This window comes from Stenotrophomonas sp. Steno-Z10-HUANG (assembly GCF_056393075.1).
In genome coordinates, this window is record NZ_JBWJPA010000002.1 from 263,007 (window position 1) to 285,328 (window position 22,322).

Annotated in this window: 21 protein-coding genes; 19 read left to right on the forward strand and 2 right to left on the reverse strand. The window is 70.7% G+C overall.

Translation table 11 applies throughout. The annotated features are described in order from the left end of the window. Window positions 1-154: 154 nt before the first annotated feature. The 17 genes from ccmA (at window position 155) to AC06E6_RS04275 (ending at window position 15,827) form a co-directional block, all read left to right on the forward strand. On the forward strand, window positions 155-811 hold the full coding sequence (ccmA, locus tag AC06E6_RS04195; protein WP_104938650.1) for a heme ABC exporter ATP-binding protein CcmA: 657 nt from the start codon (window positions 155-157) through the stop codon (window positions 809-811). Then, window positions 808-1,503, forward strand: coding sequence for a heme exporter protein CcmB (gene ccmB, locus AC06E6_RS04200; RefSeq protein ID WP_104938649.1), 696 nt, complete (start codon window positions 808-810; stop codon window positions 1,501-1,503). Before ccmA ends, ccmB begins: the two co-directional genes overlap by 4 nt. Window positions 1,504-1,607: 104 nt before the next feature. Continuing rightward, a complete protein-coding gene (locus AC06E6_RS04205) occupies window positions 1,608-2,222 on the forward strand; it encodes a TetR/AcrR family transcriptional regulator (RefSeq protein WP_240212667.1) in 615 nt (204 codons plus the stop codon). A 113-nt stretch (window positions 2,223-2,335) separates the two neighbouring features. Continuing rightward, window positions 2,336-3,379, forward strand: coding sequence for a DmsE family decaheme c-type cytochrome (locus AC06E6_RS04210; protein WP_240212666.1), 1,044 nt, complete (start codon window positions 2,336-2,338; stop codon window positions 3,377-3,379). Between the two features lie 18 nt (window positions 3,380-3,397). Then, window positions 3,398-5,923, forward strand: coding sequence for an MtrB/PioB family outer membrane beta-barrel protein (locus AC06E6_RS04215; protein WP_478060396.1), 2,526 nt, complete (start codon window positions 3,398-3,400; stop codon window positions 5,921-5,923). Further along, the gene (locus tag AC06E6_RS04220) at window positions 5,920-6,672 is read left to right on the forward strand and encodes a c-type cytochrome (RefSeq protein WP_240212664.1); all 753 of its coding nucleotides are present in this window, start codon (window positions 5,920-5,922) and stop codon (window positions 6,670-6,672) included. The genes AC06E6_RS04215 and AC06E6_RS04220 overlap by 4 nt, the downstream gene beginning before the upstream one ends. Window positions 6,673-6,803: 131 nt before the next feature. Then, window positions 6,804-7,259, forward strand: a complete 456-nt coding sequence (gene azu / locus AC06E6_RS04225) for an azurin (protein ID WP_104938644.1) — start codon at window positions 6,804-6,806, stop codon at window positions 7,257-7,259. A 141-nt stretch (window positions 7,260-7,400) separates the two neighbouring features. Continuing rightward, the gene (locus AC06E6_RS04230; protein WP_240212663.1) at window positions 7,401-8,153 is read left to right on the forward strand and encodes a heme ABC transporter permease; all 753 of its coding nucleotides are present in this window, start codon (window positions 7,401-7,403) and stop codon (window positions 8,151-8,153) included. Further along, window positions 8,150-8,329: a heme exporter protein CcmD gene (gene ccmD, locus AC06E6_RS04235; protein ID WP_104938642.1), complete on the forward strand. Its 180-nt coding sequence runs from the start codon at window positions 8,150-8,152 to the stop codon at window positions 8,327-8,329. The genes AC06E6_RS04230 and ccmD overlap by 4 nt, the downstream gene beginning before the upstream one ends. Further along, entirely contained in the window at window positions 8,326-8,793 is a 468-nt protein-coding gene (gene ccmE / locus AC06E6_RS04240) for a cytochrome c maturation protein CcmE (protein ID WP_240212662.1), read from the forward strand. Before ccmD ends, ccmE begins: the two co-directional genes overlap by 4 nt. After that, entirely contained in the window at window positions 8,794-10,722 is a 1,929-nt protein-coding gene (locus tag AC06E6_RS04245; RefSeq protein ID WP_478060397.1) for a heme lyase CcmF/NrfE family subunit, read from the forward strand. Beyond that, window positions 10,722-11,324 carry a DsbE family thiol:disulfide interchange protein gene (locus AC06E6_RS04250; RefSeq protein ID WP_240212660.1) on the forward strand — a complete coding sequence of 201 codons (603 nt, stop codon included), beginning with the start codon at window positions 10,722-10,724 and terminating at the stop codon, window positions 11,322-11,324. Before AC06E6_RS04245 ends, AC06E6_RS04250 begins: the two co-directional genes overlap by 1 nt. Beyond that, the gene (locus tag AC06E6_RS04255; RefSeq protein ID WP_240212659.1) at window positions 11,321-11,773 is read left to right on the forward strand and encodes a cytochrome c-type biogenesis protein; all 453 of its coding nucleotides are present in this window, start codon (window positions 11,321-11,323) and stop codon (window positions 11,771-11,773) included. The genes AC06E6_RS04250 and AC06E6_RS04255 overlap by 4 nt, the downstream gene beginning before the upstream one ends. Then, the gene (locus AC06E6_RS04260) at window positions 11,767-12,780 is read left to right on the forward strand and encodes a tetratricopeptide repeat protein (protein WP_478060398.1); all 1,014 of its coding nucleotides are present in this window, start codon (window positions 11,767-11,769) and stop codon (window positions 12,778-12,780) included. The genes AC06E6_RS04255 and AC06E6_RS04260 overlap by 7 nt, the downstream gene beginning before the upstream one ends. A 22-nt stretch (window positions 12,781-12,802) precedes the next feature. Beyond that, window positions 12,803-13,510: a class I SAM-dependent methyltransferase gene (locus AC06E6_RS04265; RefSeq protein WP_478060399.1), complete on the forward strand. Its 708-nt coding sequence runs from the start codon at window positions 12,803-12,805 to the stop codon at window positions 13,508-13,510. Window positions 13,511-13,692: 182 nt separating this feature from the next. Further along, the gene (gene metX, locus AC06E6_RS04270) at window positions 13,693-14,814 is read left to right on the forward strand and encodes a homoserine O-acetyltransferase MetX (protein ID WP_478060400.1); all 1,122 of its coding nucleotides are present in this window, start codon (window positions 13,693-13,695) and stop codon (window positions 14,812-14,814) included. A gap of 107 nt (window positions 14,815-14,921) precedes the next feature. Beyond that, window positions 14,922-15,827 (forward strand): DNA ligase, encoded by a 906-nt coding sequence (locus AC06E6_RS04275; protein WP_478060401.1) that lies wholly within the window; start codon window positions 14,922-14,924, stop codon window positions 15,825-15,827. A gap of 149 nt (window positions 15,828-15,976) precedes the next feature. Here the strand turns inward: AC06E6_RS04275 and cydC are convergent, their stop codons facing one another. Beyond that, window positions 15,977-17,665, reverse strand: a complete 1,689-nt coding sequence (gene cydC / locus AC06E6_RS04280) for a thiol reductant ABC exporter subunit CydC (protein ID WP_478060402.1) — start codon at window positions 17,663-17,665, stop codon at window positions 15,977-15,979. Beyond that, a complete protein-coding gene (cydD, locus tag AC06E6_RS04285; protein WP_478060404.1) occupies window positions 17,662-19,368 on the reverse strand; it encodes a thiol reductant ABC exporter subunit CydD in 1,707 nt (568 codons plus the stop codon). Before cydD ends, cydC begins: the two co-directional genes overlap by 4 nt. Before the next feature lie 195 nt (window positions 19,369-19,563). On the opposite strand from cydD, the gene AC06E6_RS04290 reads away from it, so the two are divergent. Both AC06E6_RS04290 and cydB read left to right on the forward strand, forming a co-directional pair. Next, on the forward strand, window positions 19,564-21,132 hold the full coding sequence (locus tag AC06E6_RS04290; protein ID WP_161614792.1) for a cytochrome ubiquinol oxidase subunit I: 1,569 nt from the start codon (window positions 19,564-19,566) through the stop codon (window positions 21,130-21,132). Window positions 21,133-21,147: 15 nt separating this feature from the next. Further along, the gene (gene cydB / locus AC06E6_RS04295) at window positions 21,148-22,299 is read left to right on the forward strand and encodes a cytochrome d ubiquinol oxidase subunit II (RefSeq protein WP_478060406.1); all 1,152 of its coding nucleotides are present in this window, start codon (window positions 21,148-21,150) and stop codon (window positions 22,297-22,299) included. The last annotated feature ends 23 nt before the right edge of the window (window positions 22,300-22,322 follow it).

Sequence of the window (22,322 nt, forward strand, 5' to 3'; positions counted from 1 at the left end):
TCGGCGTCGGGGAAGGGAAACGACGAGTTTACGCAATGCCGGCGGCAACGGCCGCCCTCGCCCGCGCTGCGGCACCGGCGGCAATGCCTATAATGTCGCGCCCGATGCGCCAGCCTGGCTGCGCTCCCACCCAAGGACGGAAGCGCCCGATCCGATGACCGCTACCCTGAACACCCCGCCGCTGCTCGACGCGCGCGGACTGCGCTTCACCCGCAACGACGACCCGGTGTTCGGGCCCCTGGACCTGCACGTGGATGCCGGCGAGGCGCTGCTGGTACAGGGCGGCAACGGCGCCGGCAAGACCACCCTGCTGCGCGTGCTCGCCGGGCTGCTGCGCGCCGACGACGGCACGATCCAGATCGACGGCCGCACCGCCGGCGCCGGCGACCGCTCGCGCTACATCGCCTACCTGGGCCACCTGCCCGCGCTCAAGCAGGACCTGGGCACGCTGGAGAACCTGCACGTGCTGTGCGGCCTGCAGGGCCGCCGGGTGCGGCAGATGCCCGGCAACGCCCTGGCCATCGTCGGCCTGGCCGGCTACGAGGACACCCTGGTGCGGCAGCTGTCGGCCGGCCAGAAGAAGCGCCTGTCGCTGGCCCGGCTGTGGCTGTCGCCGGCACCGGTATGGCTGCTGGACGAGCCCTACGCCAATCTCGACCTGGACGGCATCAACCTGGTCAACCGCATGATTTCCGCGCACCTGCGCAGCGGCGGCGCCGCGCTGGTCACCACCCACGGCGCCTATGCCGCGCCACCGGTGCGCAACCGCACGCTCACCCTCGGCCCTGCCGCGGTGGAGGCCGCCGCATGAGCCTGCCCGGACCGCAGCCCACCCTGCTCGACGCCGCCCGGGCGCTGCTCGCGCGCGACCTGAAACTGCTGTGGCGGCGTCGCGGCGACGCCGCGCAGCCGATCCTGTTCGCGCTGCTGGTGGTGGCGCTGTTCGCCCTGGCCCTGGGCGGCAATCCGGAGTTGCTGCAGCGGGTGGCCGCGGCCGTGCTGTGGCTGTCGGTGCTGCTGGCCGGGCTGCTGTCGCTGGACACCCTGTTCCGTGGCGATGCCGAGGACGGCTCGCTGGAGCAGTGGCTGCTGTCGCCGGTGCCGTTGCCATGGCTGGTCGCGGTGCGGGTGTTCTCGCACTGGCTGACCACCGCCTTCCCGCTGGTGCTGGTCAGTCCGCTGCTGGCCGAACTGATGCAGCTGCCACGCGCGCAGCTGCCGGTACTGGTGGCGTCGCTGGCGCTGGGCACGCCCCTGCTGAGCCTGCTCGGCGCGGTGGTCGCCGCGCTCACCGTGGGCATGCGCCGCTCCGGCATCCTGCTGGCGCTGCTGGTGCTGCCGCTGTACGTGCCGGTGCTGGTGTTCGGCGCCGGCGCGGTGGCGGCGGCGGCACAGGGCTTCGATGCCAGCGGCGCGCTGCTGCTGCTCGGTGCGGGCCTGGTGGTGAGCCTGCTGCTGGCGCCGCTGACTGCCGCGGCAGCGATCCGCATCGCCAGCTCCTGAGCAGCGCAGGCGCTATCCTTGGCGCCGGGCTCCACCCGCACCCCCGCATGCGCCAGCCACCGCCCCCGCCCCCGGAAAAACCCACGCTTCCGCCACGCCCGGCAGTGGAACTGCAACGTCGCGGCGAACGGCGCGTGGAGCGGTTCCTGGACGTCGCCATCGAAGTATTCAACGAGAAGGGCTACCAGGGCGCGCGCCTGGCGGACATCGTCAAGCGCGCCGGCGGTTCGCTGTCCACGCTGTACCGCGCCTTCGGCGACAAGGAAGGCCTGGTCCACGCGCTGATGGAGCGCAGCATCCGTGACTTCGGCAAGGAGGTGGAGGACCTGCTGGATTCGCCGTTGCCACCCGGGCAGGCGCTGGAGGAGGCGGCCTGCCACATGGTCGAGGAGATCCTCAGTCCCGCGCGCATCGCCTGCCACCGCATCATCACCGCCGAAGGCATCAGCCAACCGGCCCTGCGCGACTGGTTCCGCGCCCATGGCATCCAGCCGATGGAACGGCTGTTGAGCCAGTATTTCGCCCGCGAAGCGCGCGCCGGCCGCCTGCGCATCGAGGACCCGGACATGGCCGCCGACCACTTCTACATGCTGGTCTTCGGCGGGCTGATCATCCAGTCCGTCAGCGGCTGGGTCGACGCCACCCATCTGCCGCGGATCCAGGCCCGTACCCGCTCGGCGGTACGGTTGTTCCTGCAGGGCGCCATCCCCCGTTCCTGAACGCTGGCTTGCTGCGTTGCAGCTTGACCTGAACGCTCGCTTTCTCAAAATCGCACCGTAATCGCAATTACGCTGTTGCCATCCCCCTTGGCAGGGGCAACAAGGAGAAGAACGTGCGGTTCTATCTCGCCTTCGTATTGCTGCTTGCCGCCGCGCTGCTGGTGTCCGCGGCATGGCTGGCCCCGGTCCAGGCCGGCGCCCCGGCACAGGCGGTCAAGCTCCCCGAGACCCGCTTCGCCTCCTCCGTTTCCGGGCATGGCTTCAACGCCCCGCCCGGCTTCGCCGACGCGGTGCCCGCGCGCAACACGGCGCACCCCGAGGCCAAGCCGGTCGGCGAACAGGTCTGCACGGCCTGCCATGCCAAGGAGAGCGACAACTTCGCGCACACCGCGCATGCGCTGGGCATGCAGGTGGCGCTGGCCGCCAATCCGGCCACCGCCACCTGCGAGGCCTGCCATGGCCCCGGCTCGGTGCATGCGGCCAACCCGACCGCCAAGGGCGCGATCATCGCCTTCACCCATGAGGGCGGCACGCCCGTGGCCAACCAGACCGAAAGCTGCCTGGGCTGCCATTCCGGCGGCCCGCGCGACACATGGCTGGGCTCGATCCACCAGCGCAACGAGCTGTCGTGCAGCGACTGCCACAATCCCATGCAGAAATTCTCCGCCGAAGGCCTGACCGCCAAGCAGTCGGTGAGCGAGACCTGCGCCACCTGCCACAAGGACATCCGCCAGCAGTTCAACCGCCGCTCGCACATGCCGCTGCCGGAAGGCCAGATCAGCTGCGTGGATTGCCACAACCCGCACGGCACGCTCAACGCCACCCTGCTCAAGACCGACACGGTCAACGAGACCTGCTACCAGTGCCACGCCGAAAAACGCGGGCCGTTCCTGTTCGAACACGCGCCGGTGCGCGAGAGCTGCCTCAACTGCCACCAGGTGCATGGCTCCAACCAGCACGCCCTGCTGGTCGCTCCGATCCCGATGCTGTGCCAGCAGTGCCATTCGCACACCCGTCACCCCAATGACCTGCAGACGGCGTTGTCGCTCGGCAATGGCGTGACCCCGGACGAACGCCTGATGGGCCGCGGCTGCATCACCTGCCACGCGCAGGTCCACGGCTCCAATCACCCCTCCGGCCCACGCCTGCACAAGTAACGGGAGGACGCCATGCACATGTGGAAACGCCCCCATGCCTGCCGCTGGCCGCTGCTGCCCCTCGCCCTCCTGGCCGCGCTGGCACGGGCACAGGACAGTGGCGCCGGCATCGACCTGCAGTTCGGCAACTGGCTGGACCCGTCCGGCCGCGTCGGTTGGCGCGGCTGCGACCCGGACGGCACCAGCTGGCTGACGGCGACCCCCAAGCGCACGCCAACCGGCTTCCTGTATGGCTGCAACCCGCAGGTGCCGGCGTTGAAGCCGGCCGGCGATGGTGGCTGGCAGTGGTCGGGCGACGTCGCACTGGGCTACCTGCACGTCAGCGGCGACACCGCCAATACCAACTGGCGGCGGTTCCGCAACCCGGACGACGGTCTGCTGCTGCAGGCCGACTTCAGCCTGCGCCGCGCCAGCGACGGCCGTTATGCCGACCTGCGCCTGAGCCGGCTGGACCGGGACAACCAGTATTACCGCGCGTTGTTCGGCCAGGCCGGGCGCTACCGGGTGCAGGCCTTCATGCGCAGCTCGCCCAACGTGCTCAGTGGCAACGCGCGCTCGATCTGGGACGGCGTGGGCAGCGACCGGCTCACGCTCAAGCCGGGGCTCGCCGCGGCCGGCAGCAGTCCGGCGCAGGTCGCGGCCGTTTCCGCCGCGCAGCCGCCGATCACCCTGGCCGTGGTGCGCGACAAGCAGGGCGTCAGCATCAACTACCTGCTCAATCCGCGCTGGACCACCTATGCGAGCCTCACCCACGAGCAGCGCAAGGGCGCGCGCCCGTTCGGCGGCCCGTTCTTCTTCAACTACCCGTTCGCCAACAACGGCGGCATCTACGAGATCCCGCGCCCGATCGACGACAGCACGCTCAACTTCAGCGGCGGCTTCCGCTTCGTCGGCAACCTGTGGCGCAGCGAATTCAGCTACACCGGCTCGCTGTTCCGCCATGCCCAGCGCAGTTTCAGCTACGCGGTGCCGTTCGCGGTCGGCTCGGTGGCCGGGGCCAACTCGCCCCCGCTGTACCAGGGCTCGTTCGCCTACGAGCCCGACAACGACTACCACCGGTTTGGTGCCAGCGTGAGCCGCCGGCTGCCGGCGTGGAAGGGCGATTTCACCCTCGCCGCGTCACTGAGCACGATGCGCCAGAACGACCGCCTGCTGCCACCGATGGATTGCCAGGGGCAGTTCGGCCAGGACCTGGCGCCGCCGTTCCTGGCCAACTGCGCCGACTGGAACACCACCGCCGCGCTGTCGCGCGACCGCGCCGACATGGCGATCAACAACCAGAAGCTCGACGCGCGCCTGGTGCTGCAGCCGCTGGACGGCCTGACCTGGCGCAGCACCGCGCGCTACCTGCGCGAGGACTACGCCGGCACCTACTGGTCGTACAACCCGCTGACCGACCAATGGGGCTACATCGCCGAGAACGGCGCCCAGGGCTCGGTGGTGCCCGGCGAGATGGGCCTGTGGGACCCCGGCGCCAACCGCTCGGTACTCACCCGCATCCGCAACCTGCCGCTGGACAAGGAAACCCGCGAGCTCTCCACCGGCCTGGACTGGCGCCCGTCGCCACGCAACACGCTCGGCGCCACCTACACCTTCACCTGGATCGAGCGTGCGCACCGCGAGGTCGCCACCACCCGCGACAACATGCTCAGGCTGAGCTGGAACAACCGCACCGCCGACTGGCTCACCCTGCGCGCCAACTACAGCTGGCTGGACCGTGGTGGCAGCCGCTATTACTACAACCCATACGAGTTCACCTTCTCCAGTTCGCTGCCGGGCTTCGTCGAACCGGCCGCGGGGCTGCCGCCGCACACGGTCGCGGCGCTGCGCAAATACGACATCGCCTCGCGTACCCAGCACAAGCTGGACCTGATGGCGACCTTCATCCTGCCGCGCGACATGACCGTCTACGTCTCCGCGCGCGCGGACCGCAACCACTACGATGCACGGATCGGGCGTCAGAAGCTGGACAGCTACGCCACCAGCGTGCAGTGGGAATGGCAGCCGGACCCGGACACCACCGCCAGCGCCTGGTACGGCCACGACCGCTCCGAGCTGGTGTTCGCCAATGTCAACGAGGCCGCCGGCAGCGACCCGCAACTCGGCGGCCCCACCTATCCCGAGGCCAACCGCTGGTGGATGGACGATACCCAGCGCAACCACTATGCCGGGCTGAACCTCAGCCGCCGGCTCGGCCGCGCCAGCCTGGACCTGGCCTGGAACTGGACGTCCTCGCGCGGGCGCACCGGCTACCGCATGAATTCGCCCGGCGCGCTCACCGTGCCGGCCAACGCGGCGCTGGCCAGCGGCAGCTACCCGGTGATGGTCTACCGGGTCAACTCGCTCACCGCAGGGCTGTCGATGCCGCTGGGCCAGCGCGTGCGGCTGCGCGTGTTCGACACCTGGGAGCGCGGCAACCTCTCGGACTGGCACTACTTCGGTTTCGAGGACACGCTGGTCTACGACCACCGCGTGTACGTCGATGGCGGCCCGTCAAGCTACCGCGTCAACCTGCTGGGAATGATGCTGGAGGTGGCGCTATGAAATGCCCCCTGCTCCCGCTGGTGCTTGCCGGCGGCCTGGCCGGCCTGGCCCCTGTCGCCAGCGGCGCGGACGGCGACGCGCCTGCGGCCACGCTGCATCCGCGCTACCTCGACCTGCGCGCGGTCCCGCGCATCAGCGGCGACGCGGCCGCCGGCAAGCGGAAATCGCAGGTCTGCGGCGCCTGCCACGGCGACGACGGCGGCGGCACCGCGCCGCCGTTCCCCAATATCGGCGGGCAGCGCGCCGACTTCGCCTACTGGCAACTGGTCGAGCTGAAGCGCGGGCGCCATCTGTCACCGATGACGCCCCTGGTCAGTACCCTCGACGACCAGGACATGCGCGACCTGGCGGCCTATTACGCCAGCCTGCCGCTGCCCGCGGCGCGGGCCGGCACCGGCAACACGCCCGCCGAACCGGTGGACGCCGCGCTGCTCGAACGCGGCCGGGCGCTCTATCTGCACGGTGATGCCGCCAAGGGCATCCCCCCGTGCCAGGGCTGCCACGGCGCCGATGCCCGCGGCATGCGCGATGCCGATGTCGCCGACCGCAACGGGCGCACGCCGTACGCCACCTTCCCGGTCCTGCGCGGCCAGCAGGCGGCCTACCTGCAGAGCAAGCTGGCTGAATACCGCGAAGGCGACCTGCACGACTCCACCAGCGACTTCATCATGGGCGGCATCGGCCGGCGGCTGGACGCGGACAGCATCCAGGCCGTCTCGTCCTGGCTTTCCGGCCTGGGTGAGGACTGAGCATGCACGACGCGGCGCAGGCCGCCCCCCCCTGCGACATCACGTCGCTTGTCAACCCGAAACGCCGGCGACAGCATGGCCGGCCATCCGCCCGTAGCGGCGGCCCCTCCCCGTAGACAGGAGCTTTGACGATGTTCCGCAAACTGATCCTCGCTTCCACCCTGGCCCTCGGCGCCGCCGGTGCCGCCCAGGCCGCCGGCAGCTGCTCGGTGAACCTGGAAGGCAACGACGCCATGCGCTACAACATGGCCAACATCGACGTGCCCAAGAGCTGCGCCAGTTTCACCGTCAACCTCAAGCACACCGGCAAAATGGCCAAGAACGTGATGGGCCACAACGTGGTCGTCGCCAAGACCGCCGACATGGCCGGCATCGACGCCGACGGCATCAAGGCCGGGCTGGCCGCCGACTACATCAAGGCCGGGGACACCCGGGTCATCGCCCACAGCAAGGTGGTCGGCGGCGGCGAAAGCACCTCGTTCAGCATTCCGGTGGCCAAGCTCACCGCGGCCGGCGCGCCGCTGTCGTTCTTCTGCAGCTTCCCCGGCCACGCGGCGCTGATGAAGGGCACGCTCACCCTGAAGTGACCGCCACGGCGCGGGCTGGCCGTGCCAACCGCGCCGTCTTGGGCTAATCTTCACGAGCCGCCGGGCGCACGTGCTTCGCGGTGCCCGGCAACGGGGTGGATGGGGTCCACCCCGCCATCGTTTTCCTCGACGAGCGAGCGGATGTTCAAAGGTTTGCCAGGTTGGTTCCATCGGCTGGGGTCCCCTGCCTATTTCGACGCTTTCGCCGCCCGTTGGTCGCCATGGTGTTACGTGGCCTCGCTGCCGTTGTTCGCCTTCGGCCTGTGGCAGGCGCTGGCGGTGGTGCCGGCCGACTACCAGCAGGGCGACAGCTTCCGCATCCTCTATATCCACGTGCCCTCGGCCTGGATGAGCCTGTTCGTGTTCGGGCTGATGGCGCTCTACAGCACCATCGCCCTGGTCTGGCGGGTCAAGCTGTGCGAGATCCTGGCCATGGCCTGCGCGCCGATCGGCGCCGCCTTCACCCTCATCACCCTGCTCACCGGCAGCATCTGGGGCAAGCCGATGTGGGGCACCTGGTGGGACTGGGACCCGCGCCTGACCACCGAGCTGATCCTGCTGTTCCTGTACCTGGGGGTGATGGGCCTGTACGGCGCCATCGACGACCGCCGCACCGCCGCGCGCGCCGCCGGGCTGCTGTCCATCGTCGGCGTGGTGCTGCTGCCGGTCATCCGCTATTCGGTGGTGTGGTGGAACTCGCTGCACCAGGGCCAGACCATCCGCATGTTCGGCGAATCCAGCATGGACGGCAGCATGATCCTGCCGCTGTGGCTGATGGTGCTGGCCACCAAGTTCTGGTTCGCCGGCTCGCTGCTTGCCCGCGCCCGTGCCGACAACCTGCGCCGCGAGGCCGGCAAGGCCTGGGTACGCGAGCGCGTGGAGAAACTGACATGACCTATTTCCAGTACGTCGCCTTGGCCTACGCGGTGTTCTTCGTGGTGCTGGCCTGGGACTTCGCCATCCCGCGCCTGCAGGTGCGGCGGCAACTGCGCGAGGTACGCAACCGCCTGGCGCGCGCCAGCCGCACTGCCGCGGCCGCCGCGCCCGGCGACCAGGAACTGAGCCGATGAGTCCGGTCCAACGCCGCCGCCTGCTGCTGGTGCTGCTGGTGCTTGCCGTGGCCGGCATCGCCGCCGCGCTGGTGGCCACCGCCCTGCAGCGCAATATCGCTTACCTGTACACCCCGGCCGAAGTGAAGGCCGGCAAGGTTGTGCCCGACGCCCGCTTCCGGCTCGGCGGCATGGTCGCCAAGGGCTCGTTCCAGCGCGCCCCGGGCGCACTGCTGGCGCGCTTCGAGGTGACCGACGGCGACGCGCAGCTGCCGGTGACCTACGACAAGATCCTGCCGGACCTGTTCCGCGAGGGCCAGGCGGTGGTCGCCACCGGGCGCATGGCTGGCGGCGTGTTCGTGGCCGAGGAGGTCCTGGCCAAGCACGACGAGACCTACATGCCCAAGGAACTGGCCGACAAGATGGGCGTGGCCCATGACAAGCACCAGGTCCCGGCCACGGCCACTCCGGCGGAGTCGCGCTGAGTGCTCGCCGAGATCGGACAGGTCCTGCTGATCCTCGCGCTGCTGGCGGCACTGCTGCAGAGCGTCCTGCCACTGGTCGGCGCGCAGCGCGGCATCGCCCCGTTCGTCGCCATCGCCCGCCCCGCCGCCCTGCTGCAGCTGACCGCGGTGCTGGGCGCGTTCGTGGTGCTGACCCTGGCCTTCGTGCGCCAGGATTTCTCGCTGCGCTACGTGGCCGAGAACTCCAATTCGCTGCTGCCGGTGATCTACCGTTATTCGGCGGTGTGGGGCGCGCACGAGGGCTCGCTGCTGCTGTGGACCCTGGTGCTGGCGCTGTGGACCGCGGCGGTGGCCGGGTTCTCGCGGCGCCTGCCGCCGGTGGTGATGGCGCGGGTGCTGGCGGTGATGGGCCTGATCAGCGTGGGCTTCCTGGCCTTCCTGCTGTTCACCTCCAACCCGTTCGAGCGGCTGCTGCCGGCGCCGGTCGAGGGCCGCGACCTGAACCCGCTGCTGCAGGACCCCGGCCTGATCATCCACCCGCCGATGCTCTACCTGGGCTATGTCGGGTTCGCGGTACCGTTCGCCTTCGCCGTCGCCGCCCTGCTCGATGGCCACATCGACGTGCGCTGGCTGCGCTGGACCCGGCCGTGGACCAACGTGGCCTGGGCCTTCCTCACCCTGGGCATCGCCCTGGGCAGCTGGTGGGCGTACTACGAACTGGGCTGGGGCGGCTGGTGGTTCTGGGACCCGGTGGAGAACGCCAGCTTCATGCCCTGGCTGGCCGGCGCGGCGCTGCTGCATTCGCAGGCCGCCACGGAAAAGCGCGGCGTGTTCATCGGCTGGACCCTGCTGCTGGCCATCACCGCGTTCGCACTGTCGCTGCTCGGCACCTTCCTGGTGCGTTCGGGCGTGCTCACCAGCGTGCACTCGTTCGCCGCCGACCCCGCGCGCGGCCTGTTCATCCTGGTGTTCCTGGCGCTGGTGATCGGCGGCGCGCTGCTGCTCTACGCGCTGCGGGCCCCGGCCATGGGCGGGCCGGCCGATCCGCGCCGCGCCTACGCGCTCAATTCGCGCGAAGGCCTGCTGCTGGCCAACAACCTGCTGCTCAGCTGCGCCTGCGCCATGGTGCTGCTGGGCACGCTGTATCCGTTGCTGGCCGACGCGCTGGACCTGGGCAAGGTCTCGGTGGGACCGCCCTACTTCGGCACGCTGTTCCTGCTGCTGATGGCGCCGCTGGTGCTGCTGCTGCCGTTCGGCCCGCTGACCCGCTGGCAGCGCGAGCAGGGGCTGCGGCCGCTTGCGCTGCTGACGCCCTGGGCGGTGCTGGCGCTGCTGCTGGGCGTGGTGGGCTGGTTCATGGCACCGCAGGGCAAGCTCAAGACCGCCGCCGGTATCGCCGCCGCGGCGTGGGTGGCGGCCGGCACCGGGTACGTGCTGTGGCAGCGCCTGCGCGGTGGCGGACGCCCCAACGCCGAAACCTGGGGCATGCTGATCGCCCATGCCGGCATCGCCGTGTTCCTGGTCGGCGCGCTGCTGGTGGAGGCGCTGAGCATCCAGCATGAGGTGGCGCTGGCGCCGGGCGGCACGGTCGAGGCCGGCGGCTACCGCCTGGCATTCGAGGGCGTGGATGCCAGCGACGGCCCCAATTACCACTCCGACCGCGGCCACGTGCGTGTGTTCCGCGGCGACCGCGAGGTCGCGCTGCTGCACCCGGAAAAACGCATGTACGCCAGCGGCGGCATGCCGATGACCGAGGCCGGCATCCATCCGGCGCTGGGCGGCGATGTGTATGTTGCGCTCGGCGAGTCGCTGGGCGATGGTGCCTGGGCGGTCCGCGTGCAGGTCAAGCCCTTCGTCCGCTGGATCTGGCTGGGCGCGCTGCTGATGGCCCTGGGCGGCTTCGTCACCGCCGTCGACCGCCGCTTCCGCCGGCTGCCCGAGAAACCCTGATGTCCGACACGCCTTCCAATCCGAATCCCCACCGCCTGCCGCCGGTCGCGCTGATCATCGGCGCGCTGTTCTTCCTCGGCCTGGTCGGGTTGATGCTCTATGGCGTCAGCCGTTCCGACCGGCCCGACCGCGACACCCTGCCGTCGGCGCTGATCGGCAAGCCGGCACCGGATTTCTCGCTGCCGGTGCTGCACGACCCGACCGTCAAGGTCAGCGGCCACGACCTGCGTGGCGCGCCGTACCTGCTCAACGTGTGGGGCAGCTGGTGCCCGACCTGCCGTGACGAACACCCGATCCTCACCCGCTTCGCCGAGACCAAGCGCGTGCGCGTGATCGGCTACAACTGGAAGGACGCACCCGCCGACGCCCTGCGCTGGCTGGAGCAGCTGGGCAACCCGTACATGGTGGTGTTGGCCGACGAGGAAGGCCGCACCGCGCTGGACTGGGGCATCGCCGCCGCGCCGGAAACCTTCCTGGTGGACGGCAGCGGCATCGTGCGCTGGAAGTACAGCGGCGCCATCACCCAGGACGTACTCGACCGGCAGCTGATCCCGGCGCTGGAGAAGATCGAGGCCGGGGCTGGCGGGAAGCGCGCGCGATGACGCGGCTGCTGGCCATGCTGCTGGCGCTGTGCCTGCCGTGGCTGGCGATGGCGCAGCCGATGGGCGACCCGGCCCCGCTGCAGTACCGCGACCGCGCCGAGGAGGCGCGCTTCCACGCGCTGGCCGCCGAGCTGCGCTGCGTGCAGTGCCAGAACCAGTCGCTGGCCGACTCCAACGCGCAGATCGCCCACGACCTGCGCCGCGAAGTGCTGAACCTGATGCGCGAAGGCCGCAGCGATGCACAGATCAAGCAGTTCCTGGTCGAACGCTACGGCGAATTCGTGCTCTATCGCCCGCGCATGGAAGGCAGCACCCTGCTGTTGTGGCTGGGCCCGGGCGTGCTGCTGCTGGCTGGCGCGGGGCTGCTCTACGCGCATGTGAAGCGGCGCGGCCGCGCCCTGCCCGCGCCTGCGGCCGACGATGCGAACCAGGACGAACGCGAATGGTGAAAGCGGTATTTCTGTCGCTGGCCGCGCTGCTGGCCGCCGTCGCCGGCGGCGCCATGCTGTGGCCGCTGCTGCGCGCCGGCAAGCGCGCGATCTGGGGCACCCTGGCCGGCGCCATGGCGGTGGCCACCGTGGGCCTGTACCTGTGGCTGGGCACGCCGGCGGCGCTGCAGGCGCCGGATGCCGCGCCACCGCAGACCCTCGAGCAGGCGGTCGCCCAGTTGCGCACGGTGCTGGAAGCGCACCCCGAGCGCGCCGAAGGCTGGGTCCTGCTGGCACGTTCGGAGCTCGAACTCGGGCGCGTGGCCGAGGCCGCCGCCTCGTTCGAGCGCGCGTTGAAGCTGGATCCCGACCAGCCGGAACTGCTGGTCGAAGCCGCGCAGGCGCGCGCCCGCGCGCATCCGAAGATGCTGTTCGACGACACCGGTGTGGCATGGCTGCAACGTGCCCGCAAGGTGGCGCCGGACAACCAGCGCGCGCTCTGGCTCACCGGCATCGTGCAGCGCCAGCGTGGCGACAACGAAGCCGCCGTGCGCACCTGGGAAAGCCTGCTGCCGCGGCTGGATCCCAACGCCGCCGCCGCGTTGCGCGAACAGATCGACGCCGCCCGCGCCGACGCCGGCATGCCGCCGTCCACGCCCGCCGCGGCCAGCGGTGCCGCCGGCGCGCATGCGATCACCGTCGAGGTCACGCTGTCGCCGTCGCTGCAGGCCCGCACCGCCACCGGCAAGGACACCGTGTTCGTCATCGCCCGGGTCCCCGGTGGCCCGCCGATGCCGGTCGCGGTCGAGCGGCATCCGGCGCAGGCCGGGCCGCTCACCGTCACCCTGGACGACGCCGACAGCCCGATGCCCACGCAGAAGCTTTCCGCGCTGGGCGAGGTCGAGGTGTTCGCGCGGCTGTCCGCCAGCGGCACCGCGATGCGCCAGGACGGTGACGTGGAGTCGCTACCGGTCAGGGTCGCCCTGCCCGCGAGCGGACCGCTGCGGATCACGCTCGGCCAACCGTGACCCGGCCGCAGGCGCGCAGGCCGTGAACCAGGACGAGATCACGCGACTGTTCGACCAGCAGGCAGCCGGCTACGACGCGCAGTGGGCCAGGACCCACCCGATCCGCGACTGCCTGCACCTGCTGCTGGATTCGGCCTTCGCCGCCCTGCCCGCGGATGCCCGCATCCTCTGTGTCGGGGCCGGTACCGGCGCGGAACTGCTGCATTTGGCCCGCAACCACCCCGGCTGGCAGTTCACCGCGGTGGAACCTTCCGGCGCGATGCTCGCCCTGTGCCGCCAGGCCGCCGCGAGGGAGAACCTGTCGGCGCGCTGCCACTTCCATGAGGGCTACCTGGAATCGCTGCCCGACAGCGGCCGCTTCGACGCGGCCACCTGCTTCCTGGTCTCCCAGTTCATTCTCGATACGACGGTCCGCACCGGCTTCTTCCGGGAAATCGCGCACCGGCTCGCGCCGGGTGCAATCCTCGCCAGCTCCGACCTGGCCGCGGACGTGCAGTCGCCCGCCTACGACGTGCTCCTGCGCGCATGGATGAACATGATGGCCGCGGCCGAGGTTTCCGCCGACGCCATGCAATGCATGCGCGATGCCTATGCCCGGGACGTCGGGATACTGCCGCCGGAGCAGATCGCCGCGCTCATCGCCGCGGGTGGTTTCCAGCCCCCGGTGCGGTTCTTCCAGGCCGGGCTGATCCACGGCTGGCTGTCCAGGCGCGACGATCACGCCCGCTGAGCCCGGCCCGCCCCGGCAGCCAACCCGCGGCGCCCGCCCTGTCGTTCCGGCTGCTGGCGCCGCCCCGTGGCGGTTGCAGCGGCGGCATTGCCCACGGCCGTGGTAACCACGGCGCATGCCCTGATAACGCCGGGGCATCGCCTGCCATCCCCGTATCGGCACACGGCCGGTAGAATCGGCCGATGACCGAGTTCATCCCCGAAGGCAGCCGCTTCCACGCTCTGGCCTCGCCGTTCCCGATGAAGCGCGGCGGCCAGCTGCACGGCGCGCGCATCGCCTACGAAACCTGGGGCACGCTGGCCGCCGATGCCGGCAACGCCATCCTGATCGTCACCGGGCTGTCGCCCGATGCCCACGCCGCCAGCCATCCCGGCAACCCCGCGCCCGGCTGGTGGGAGCCCATGCTCGGCCCCGGCAAGCCGATCGATACCGGGCGCTGGTTCGTGGTCTGCGTCAACTCGCTGGGCAGTTGCAAGGGCTCCACCGGCCCGGCGTCGCTGGACCCGGCGACCGGCCGGCCCTACCGGCTGTCGTTCCCGGAGTTGTCGGTGGAGGACATCGCCAACGCCGCGGCCGAGGTGGTGCGCGCGCTCGGGATCCAACAGCTGGCCTGCCTGGTCGGCAACTCGATGGGCGGCATGACCGCACTGGCGCTGCTGCTGCAGCATCCGGGCATCGCCCGCACCCACATCAACATTTCCGGCAGCGCGCAGGCGCTGCCCTTCTCCATCGCGATCCGCTCGCTGCAGCGCGAGGCCATCCGCCTCGACCCGGCCTGGAACGGCGGCGACTACGACGACGCCCATTACCCGGAATCGGGCATGCGCATGGCGCGCAAGCTGGGCGTCATCACCTACCGCTCGGCGCTGGAATGGGACGGGCGTTTCGGCCGGGTGCGGCTGGATTCGGAGCAGGGCGACGACGATCCGTTCGGCCTCGAGTTCCAGGTGGAAAGCTACCTCGAAGGCCACGCGCGCCGCTTCGTGCGCCGTTTCGACCCCAACTGCTACCTGTACCTGGGCCGCGCGATGGACTGGTTCGACCTGGCCGAGTACGGCGCCGGCGACGTCATGGCCGGGCTGGCGAAGATCCACGTGCAGCGCGCGCTGGCCATCGGTGCCAACACCGACATCCTGTTTCCGGTCGAGCAGCAGCAGCAGATCGCCGACGGCCTGCGCGCCGGTGGCGCCGACGCCCAGTTCATCGGCATGGACTCGCCGCAGGGCCATGATGCGTTCCTGGTGGACTACAACCGCTACGGCCCAGCCGTGCGCGGTTTCCTGGACTCCCTGCCCGGTTCCTGACCCACGCTGCGGCGTGGCAGGTCCCTACACCCTGCCGGCGCCGCGCCCGATCCAACCATCCCCTGCGCCGCGCGCACGCTGTTACTCCAGTCATTCCTGGAGCCAGCATGCGCCGCCTGTGGACCCTGCTGCTGTACCTGTTGCTGCTGCCCCGCACCGAGGCAGCGGCGGTGCCTTCACCGATGCTGGCCAGCCAGTGGCGCGACGGGCCGGACGTCTCCCGCTACTGGGTCAGCGAGAAGCTCGACGGTGTCCGCGCGCGCTGGGACGGGCACGCGTTGTGGACCCGCGCCGGCCACCGCATCGACGCCCCCGACGGATTCACCCGCGGCTGGCCGCCGCAGCCCCTGGACGGCGAGCTGTGGGCAGGGCGCGGCCGCTTCGAACACGCCAGCAGCAGCGTGCGCCGCTATCCGCCCGACGCGGATGACTGGCGAAGCCTGCGGCTGATGGTCTTCGACCTGCCCGGGCACGGCGGCACCTTCAGCCAGCGCCTGGCGGCGCTGCGCGCCCTCGTCGAAAAGGCCGCCTCGCCGACCCTGGCGCTGGTTCCGCAACAGCGCATCGCCGACACCCGCGCACTGCACCGCCATCTGACCGCCATCGTGGCGGCCGGCGGCGAAGGGCTGATGCTGCATCACCAGGACAACCACTACATCGCCGGCCGCAGTACCGGCCTGCTCAAGCTCAAATCCTGGAACGATGCCGACGCGCGGGTGGTCGCACACCTGCCCGGCAAGGGCAAGTACGCCGGCCTGCTCGGCGCGCTGCTGGTGGAGCGCGCCGACGGCGCCCGCTTCCGCATCGGCAGCGGCTTCAAGGATGCCCAGCGCATGGCGCCGCCCGCGATCGGCAGCCTGGTCACCTACCGCTACAACGGCTTGACCCGCAACGGCCTGCCGCGCTTCGCGCGCTTCCTGCGCGTACGCGAACCCGCCGCCGCCAGCACCGCGCCCCACGACCGGCGCCCCCAACTTCCGCCCCCCACGGTCGACGGCACGCGCTATCGATGACCACAGCCAGGTCCCCGCATGCGCAGAGCACCGGTCATCCCTCCGCGCGGCGTGCCGCGCAAGACCGCCACGGCATGCCCCGGAGCGAGATATCGCGCGCGCGCCGCGGCGCGCCGGCGGTACTGGCCGGCGCGATCCCTGCGCCGGCCTCAGCCCTGCGCCCCGCCGTCCACGGGCAACAGGCGCCCGCGCTGCAACCGGTACTGGCGGTGCACTACCCCGTCGGGCAGATGCCCGTGGGTGATCATCAGCAGGCTGCGCGGGCCCAAGGCGGCCGCCATGTCGACCAGCAGCGCGTCGGCGGTATCCACGTCCAGACCTTCGGTCGGCTCGTCCAGCACCATCAACGGCGCGTCGCGCAGCAGCGCACGCGCCAACGCCAGGCGCCGCGCCTGGCCCGCGGACAGGGTGGCGCCGTTCTCGCCGACCCACGCCGCCAACCCGCCCTGGCGGCGCGCCCAGTCGCCCAGCCGTACCTGTTCGAGCACCGCCCACAGCCGTGCGTCGTCGGCCAGCGGCTGGCCCAGCCGCAGGTTGTCGGCGATGCTGCCGGCGAACACCGGCGCGCCCTGCGGCAGCCAGGCGACATGCCGATGCCAATCGGCCTGGGCGACGTCGCGCAGGTCGACCCCGCCCCAGCGCACCGCACCCGCCTGCGGATCCCACAGGCGCAGCAACAGCGCCGACAACGTGGTCTTGCCGCAACCGCTGTCACCACCGATGGCGATGCGTTCGCCGGGCCGCAGTTGCAGGTCGATGCCATCGAGCAGGCGCCGGGACTCGCCAGGCCAGGCGAACACCACCTGCTCGAACGACAGCGTGGCCGGCGGTGCCGGCAGCGGGCGCGGCCGCGCCGGGTCGGATACCGAGGGCGGCTGGTCGACGATGGCCTGCAGCCGCCCGGCCGATACGCGCGCCGACTGCAGCGCCTGCCAGGCTAGCCCGCAGCCGGCGGCGACTTCCAGCAGTGCCACGGTCAGGAACACCAGCGTGGCGGCCAGCGGCGCCGTCACCTTGCCGTCCTGGAAGGCGGAAAGCGCCAGCCACAGCATCGCCAGCAGGCCCAGCCCGGCGCAGGCCGAGTGAAGCATGTTGCCGGCGATCAGCCGGCCGCGGCGGCGGTGGTCGTCGCCGCCAAGCTGGCGCGCGGCGGCGTCGACGCGCGCGCACCAGGCGTCGCGCGCCTCCAGCGCGGCAAGGTCGGCTGCGCCCTCCAGGCCTTCGTAGGCGAGCGTACGCAGCCGCGCACGATGCCGCGCGCGCGCGGCCTCACCGGCATCGCCGCGGCGCACGGCCAGCAACCGCACGCCGATGCCGACCAGCAGCGACAGCAGCAGCAACAGCGCGGCCGCGGGCCAATGGATGCTGGCGGCCACGGCGATGCTGGCCAGCGCGATGCCGGCCAGCGCCAGCAGCGGCCCCACCGCCCGCACCAGCAGGCCATCCACTTCGCCGATGTCGGACATCAACCGCGCCAGCAGTTCGCCGGTGCGCGTGCCCCCCAGGCGCGCCGGCGCCAGCGGCAACGCGCGCCGGAAGAACCAGACCCGCAGGTCGCGGGCGATGCGCAGGGTCGCGTCGTGGCCGACCAGCTTCTCGAAGTAACGCGAGACGATGCGCACGAAGGTCAATGCGCGGATCCCCGCCGACGGCGAGAAGAAGTTGAAGGTGGCGCCGGCGCCCAGCGCCCCGGCCAGCGCCGCGGCGGTCAGGAACCCACCGGACAGCCCCAGCAGGCCGACGCCGGCCAGCATCGTCACCAGCAGCAGCATCACCGCCAGCAACAGGCGGCCGCGATGCCGGGCGAACACCGCGCGCAGGGAATCGCCGCCGCTCATGCGCGCACCGCCTCATCCAGCCGCACCACCCGATCGGCCCATTGCATCGCCGCTGCGCTGTGGGTGGCCATCAGCACCGCGCGGCCACGGGTGAAGCAGGCCAGCGACTGCAGCAGGTCGGCCTCGGTCCGTGGATCCAGGAAAGCGGTGGGCTCGTCCAGCAGCAGCAGGTCGGGATCACGCAGCAGCAGCCGCGCCAGCCCGATGCGGCGGGCCTCGCCGCCGGACAGGCCGAAACCGCGCTCGCCGATCACCGTATCCAGCCCCTGCGGCAACTGTGCGGCGAAGCGCATCACCTGCGCGGCCTCGGCCACCGCGCGCAGCCGCGCGTCGCTGGCGCCCGGGTCGGCCAGGCGCAGGTTGTCGGCGATGGAACCGTGGAACAAGTACGGGCGCTGCCCGGCGTAACCCACGCGCGCGCCGTCACGCAGCACGATGCGCCCCCCCCGCGGCGGCAGCCAGCCCGCCAGCGCCTCCAGCACGGTGCTCTTGCCGCTGCCGCTGGGCCCGACCAGGGCCAGGCGCTGCCCGCCATCGATGTCCAGCGAGAAATCCGCCACCACGTCGTGACCCGCGCCGATGGGACGCAGCACCAGCGACGACGCCACCAGCAGCGCCGCCCGCGCCTGGGCCGGTTCCGGCACCCGCGCGGGCGGCGCGGGCGCGGTGGCATCCGCCGCCGTCGGGTCGCCGCCGTCGAGCAGGCGCTCGACCTCGGTAGCGGCCGCCAGCGCGTTGGCGCGGTCATGGTAATGCGCGGCCAACCGCCGCAGCGGCGCATAGAACTCCGGCGCCAGCAGCAGGCAAAACACGCCCGCGCCCAGCGTCGGCACCGTGGCATGCAGCGACAGCATCCCTAGGTAGCTCAGCCCCAGGTACAGCGCCACCATCGCCACGCTCACCGAGGCGAAGAACTCGAGCACGGTGGAGGACAGGAAAGCGATGCGCAGCACCTTCATCGTGCGCACGCGCACGCCCTCGGCCGCGGTGGCGATGCCGGCCAGCTCGTCCTCGCCGCGCCCATACAGGCGCAACAGGCCAAGCCCCTTGATGCGGTCGGCGAAGTGCCCGCCCATGCGCGCCAGCTCCTGCAACTGCTCGCGGCCGGCGGCTTCCGCGCCCAGCCCCACCAGCATCATGAACACCGGCACCAACGGCCCGGTGCACAGCAGGATCAGCGCCACCGTCCAGTCGACCCAGGCCACGGCCGCCACGATCAGCAGCGGCACCACCATCACTTCGGCCCGGACCGGCTGGAACCCGGCGTAGTAGCCCTCGATGGCATCGCCATGGGCGAGCAGCAGCTCGCCCAGCTCGCCGCTGCGCTGGCGCCGCAGCCACAGCGGCCCGCGGCCGAGCAGGCGCCGGTAGACCTGCTCGCGCAACGCCAGCCGCGCGGCGTCGGCCACTTCGCCGGCCGCTTTCTGCGCCAGCCCGCCCAGCGCGCTGCGCAGCAGCAGGACCAGCGCCAGCGCGGCGAACACCTGCGCAAGCGATGCCAGCGGACGGTGTTCGACCAGCACGGCCTGGATCAGCCAGGCGATCGCCCCGGCCTGCGCCACCAGCAGGGCGCCGGACAGGCAGGCGGCCAGCGCCGCGACCCGCTGCTGCCCGCGCGCCGCGCCGGCCAGCGCGGTCAGCCATTGCTGGTGCCGGCGGCGCCGTTGGCGGGCGGCGTCGGCCGGGGGGGAAACTTCACTCAAGACGGGCAACCTGCAGGAGGGAATCGATTCGCCGGAACGTGCATGATCGCATCCGCGCGCGCGGCACGTTCACCGCTGCGACGCCATGTCGCATTGATCCAGGTCAAGGGCGGGATCACCATTCATTATTGAAAATTCACGACCACTCCCCCTTCACTCCCCCATGATGCACGCAATCCGCAAGGTAGCCAGGCCATGATCGATACGACCGTCGTAGAACTGTCGCGGCTGCAGTTCGCGCTCACCGCGATGTACCACTTCCTCTTCGTCCCGCTCACGCTGGGGCTTTCGTTCCTGATCGCGATCATGGAAAGCGTCTATGTCATGACCGGCAAGGACGTCTGGCGCCGGATGACGTTGTTCTGGGGCGTGCTGTTCGGCATCAACTTCGCCATGGGCGTGGGTACCGGCATCGTGATGGAGTTCCAGTTCGGCATGAACTGGTCCTACTACAGCCATTACGTGGGCGACATCTTCGGTGCGCCGCTGGCCATCGAAGGGTTGATGGCGTTCTTCCTGGAAGCCACCTTCATCGGCCTGTTCTTCTTCGGCTGGGGTCGCCTGAGCAGGGTCCAGCACCTGACCGTGACCTGGCTGATGGCACTGGGCACCAACCTGTCGGCGCTGTGGATCCTGATCGCCAACGGCTGGATGCAGAACCCGGTCGGGGCGGTGTTCAACCCCGAAACCATGCGCATGGAAGTCGTGGACTTCATGGCGGTGCTGTTCAACCCGGTGGCGCAGGCCAAGTTCGTGCACACGGTGTCGGCCGGCTACGTCACCGGCGCGGTGTTCGTCATGTCGATCAGCGCCTTCTACCTGCTGCGCAACCGCCACCATGACGTCGCCCGCCGCTCGTTCGCGGTGGCCGCCGCGTTCGGCCTGCTGTCCTCGCTGTCGGTGGTGGTGCTCGGCGACGAGAGCGGCTATGCCGCCAACGAGCACCAGAAGATGAAGCTGGCCGCCATCGAGGCGATGTGGGAGACCGAGCGCGCCCCGGCCGACTTCACCGCCTTCGGCATTCCCAACCAGCAGACCCACCAGAACGACTACGCGATCAAGATTCCCTACCTGATGGGGCTAATCGCCACCCGCTCGCTGGACCAGCCGATCCCCGGCATCCTGGAGCTGGTCGAGCGCGCCGAACACCGCATCCGCGGCGGCCAGCTGGCCTACGGCGCGCTGGAACGCATCCGCGCCAACAAGAACGACCGCGAGGCGCGGGAAATGTTCGACCGGCACTGGCAGGACCTGGGCCATGGCCTGCTGCTCAAGCGCTACCGCGACGACATCCTCAACGCCACGCCGCAGGAAATCTCGCAGGCGGCCATGGATACCGTGCCGCGGGTCCTGCCGCTGTTCTGGACGTTCCGGGTGATGGCCGGCCTGGGCTTCTACCTGATCGCCTTCTTCGCGGTGGCGTTCTACTACTCCTGCCGCCACAACTTCCAGGACAAGCGCACCTTCCTGAAGATCGCACTGTGGACGTTGCCGGCGCCGTGGATCGCGATCGAATGCGGCTGGTTCATCGCCGAGTACGGGCGGCAGCCGTGGGCGGTGGAAGGCGTGCTGCCCACCTTCTACGCCGCCTCGGGCCTGGCCCTGCACCAGATCGTGCTGACCCTGGCCGGGTTCGTGGCCCTGTACACGGTACTGATGATCATCGAGATCAAGCTGATGCTGAAGGCCATCCGCAAGGGCCCGGGCGACGCCCTGCCCGCGCCGCAGCCGTCCGTTTCCCACCATGCCGCCGGCCAGGCCTGAGGCAGGAGCACACTCATGGATTTCATTCTTCTGGACTACACCACGCTGCGCGTGATCTGGTGGCTGCTGCTGGGCGTGCTGCTGGTCGGTTTCGCGGTGATGGACGGTTTCGACCTGGGCGTGGGCACGCTGCTGCCGTTCGTGGCCAGGACCGACGAGGAACGCCGGCTGGTGATCAACACGGTCGGCCCGGTATGGGAAGGCAACCAGGTGTGGCTGATCCTGGGCGGCGGCGCGATCTTCGCCGCGTGGCCGCCGCTGTACGCGGTCAGCTTCTCCGGCTTCTACCTGGCGATGTTCGTGATCCTGTTCGCGCTGATCCTGCGCCCCGTCGGCTTCAAGTACCGCGGCAAGCTGCAGAGCCAGGCATGGCGCGACAACTGGGATCGCGCGCTGTTCATCGGCGGCTTCGTGCCGGCGCTGATCATGGGCGTGGCCGTGGGCAACGTGCTGCTCGGCGTGCCGTTCCACTTCGACGACAGCCAGCGCGTGTTCTACACCGGCAGCTTCTTCGGCCTGCTGACCCCGTTCGCCCTGCTGGCCGGCCTGCTCAGCGTGGCCATGCTGGTCGCCCACGGCGCGTCGATGCTGGTGCTCAAGACCGACGGTCCGGTGGCCGAACGCTCCGCGCGCCTGGGCAGCATCGCCGCGTTGGTCAGCTTCGCGCTGTTCGCCGCCGGCGGCGCGTGGGTGGCGCTGGGCCTGCCCGGCTATGCGATCACCTCGCCGCTGGTCACCGACGGCGCCAGCAACCCGCTGCTCAAGAGCGTGGAGATCACCGCCGCCGGTGGCTGGCTGCACAATTATTCCAGCATGCCGGCCACGCTGCTGGCGCCGGCGGCCGGCCTGCTCGGCGCGCTCGCCGCGGCGGTGTTGCTGCGCAGGCGCCGCGGTGGACTTGCGTTCATCGCCTCGGGGACGTCGATCGCCGGCATCATCCTCACCGTGGGCTTCGCGGCCTTCCCGTTCCTGTTGCCGTCCTCCAGCCAGCCCGACTCCAGCCTGGTTGCCTGGGATGCCTCGTCCAGCCACCTGACCCTGTGGATCATGCTGCTGGCCACGGTGCTGCTGCTGCCCATCGTCATCGCCTACACCATCTGGGTGTACCGCGTGCTCAAGGGCAAGACCACGCTGCAGGAAATGGGCGACAACCCCAACGCCTACTGACAACGACACACCAAGGAGTTCCC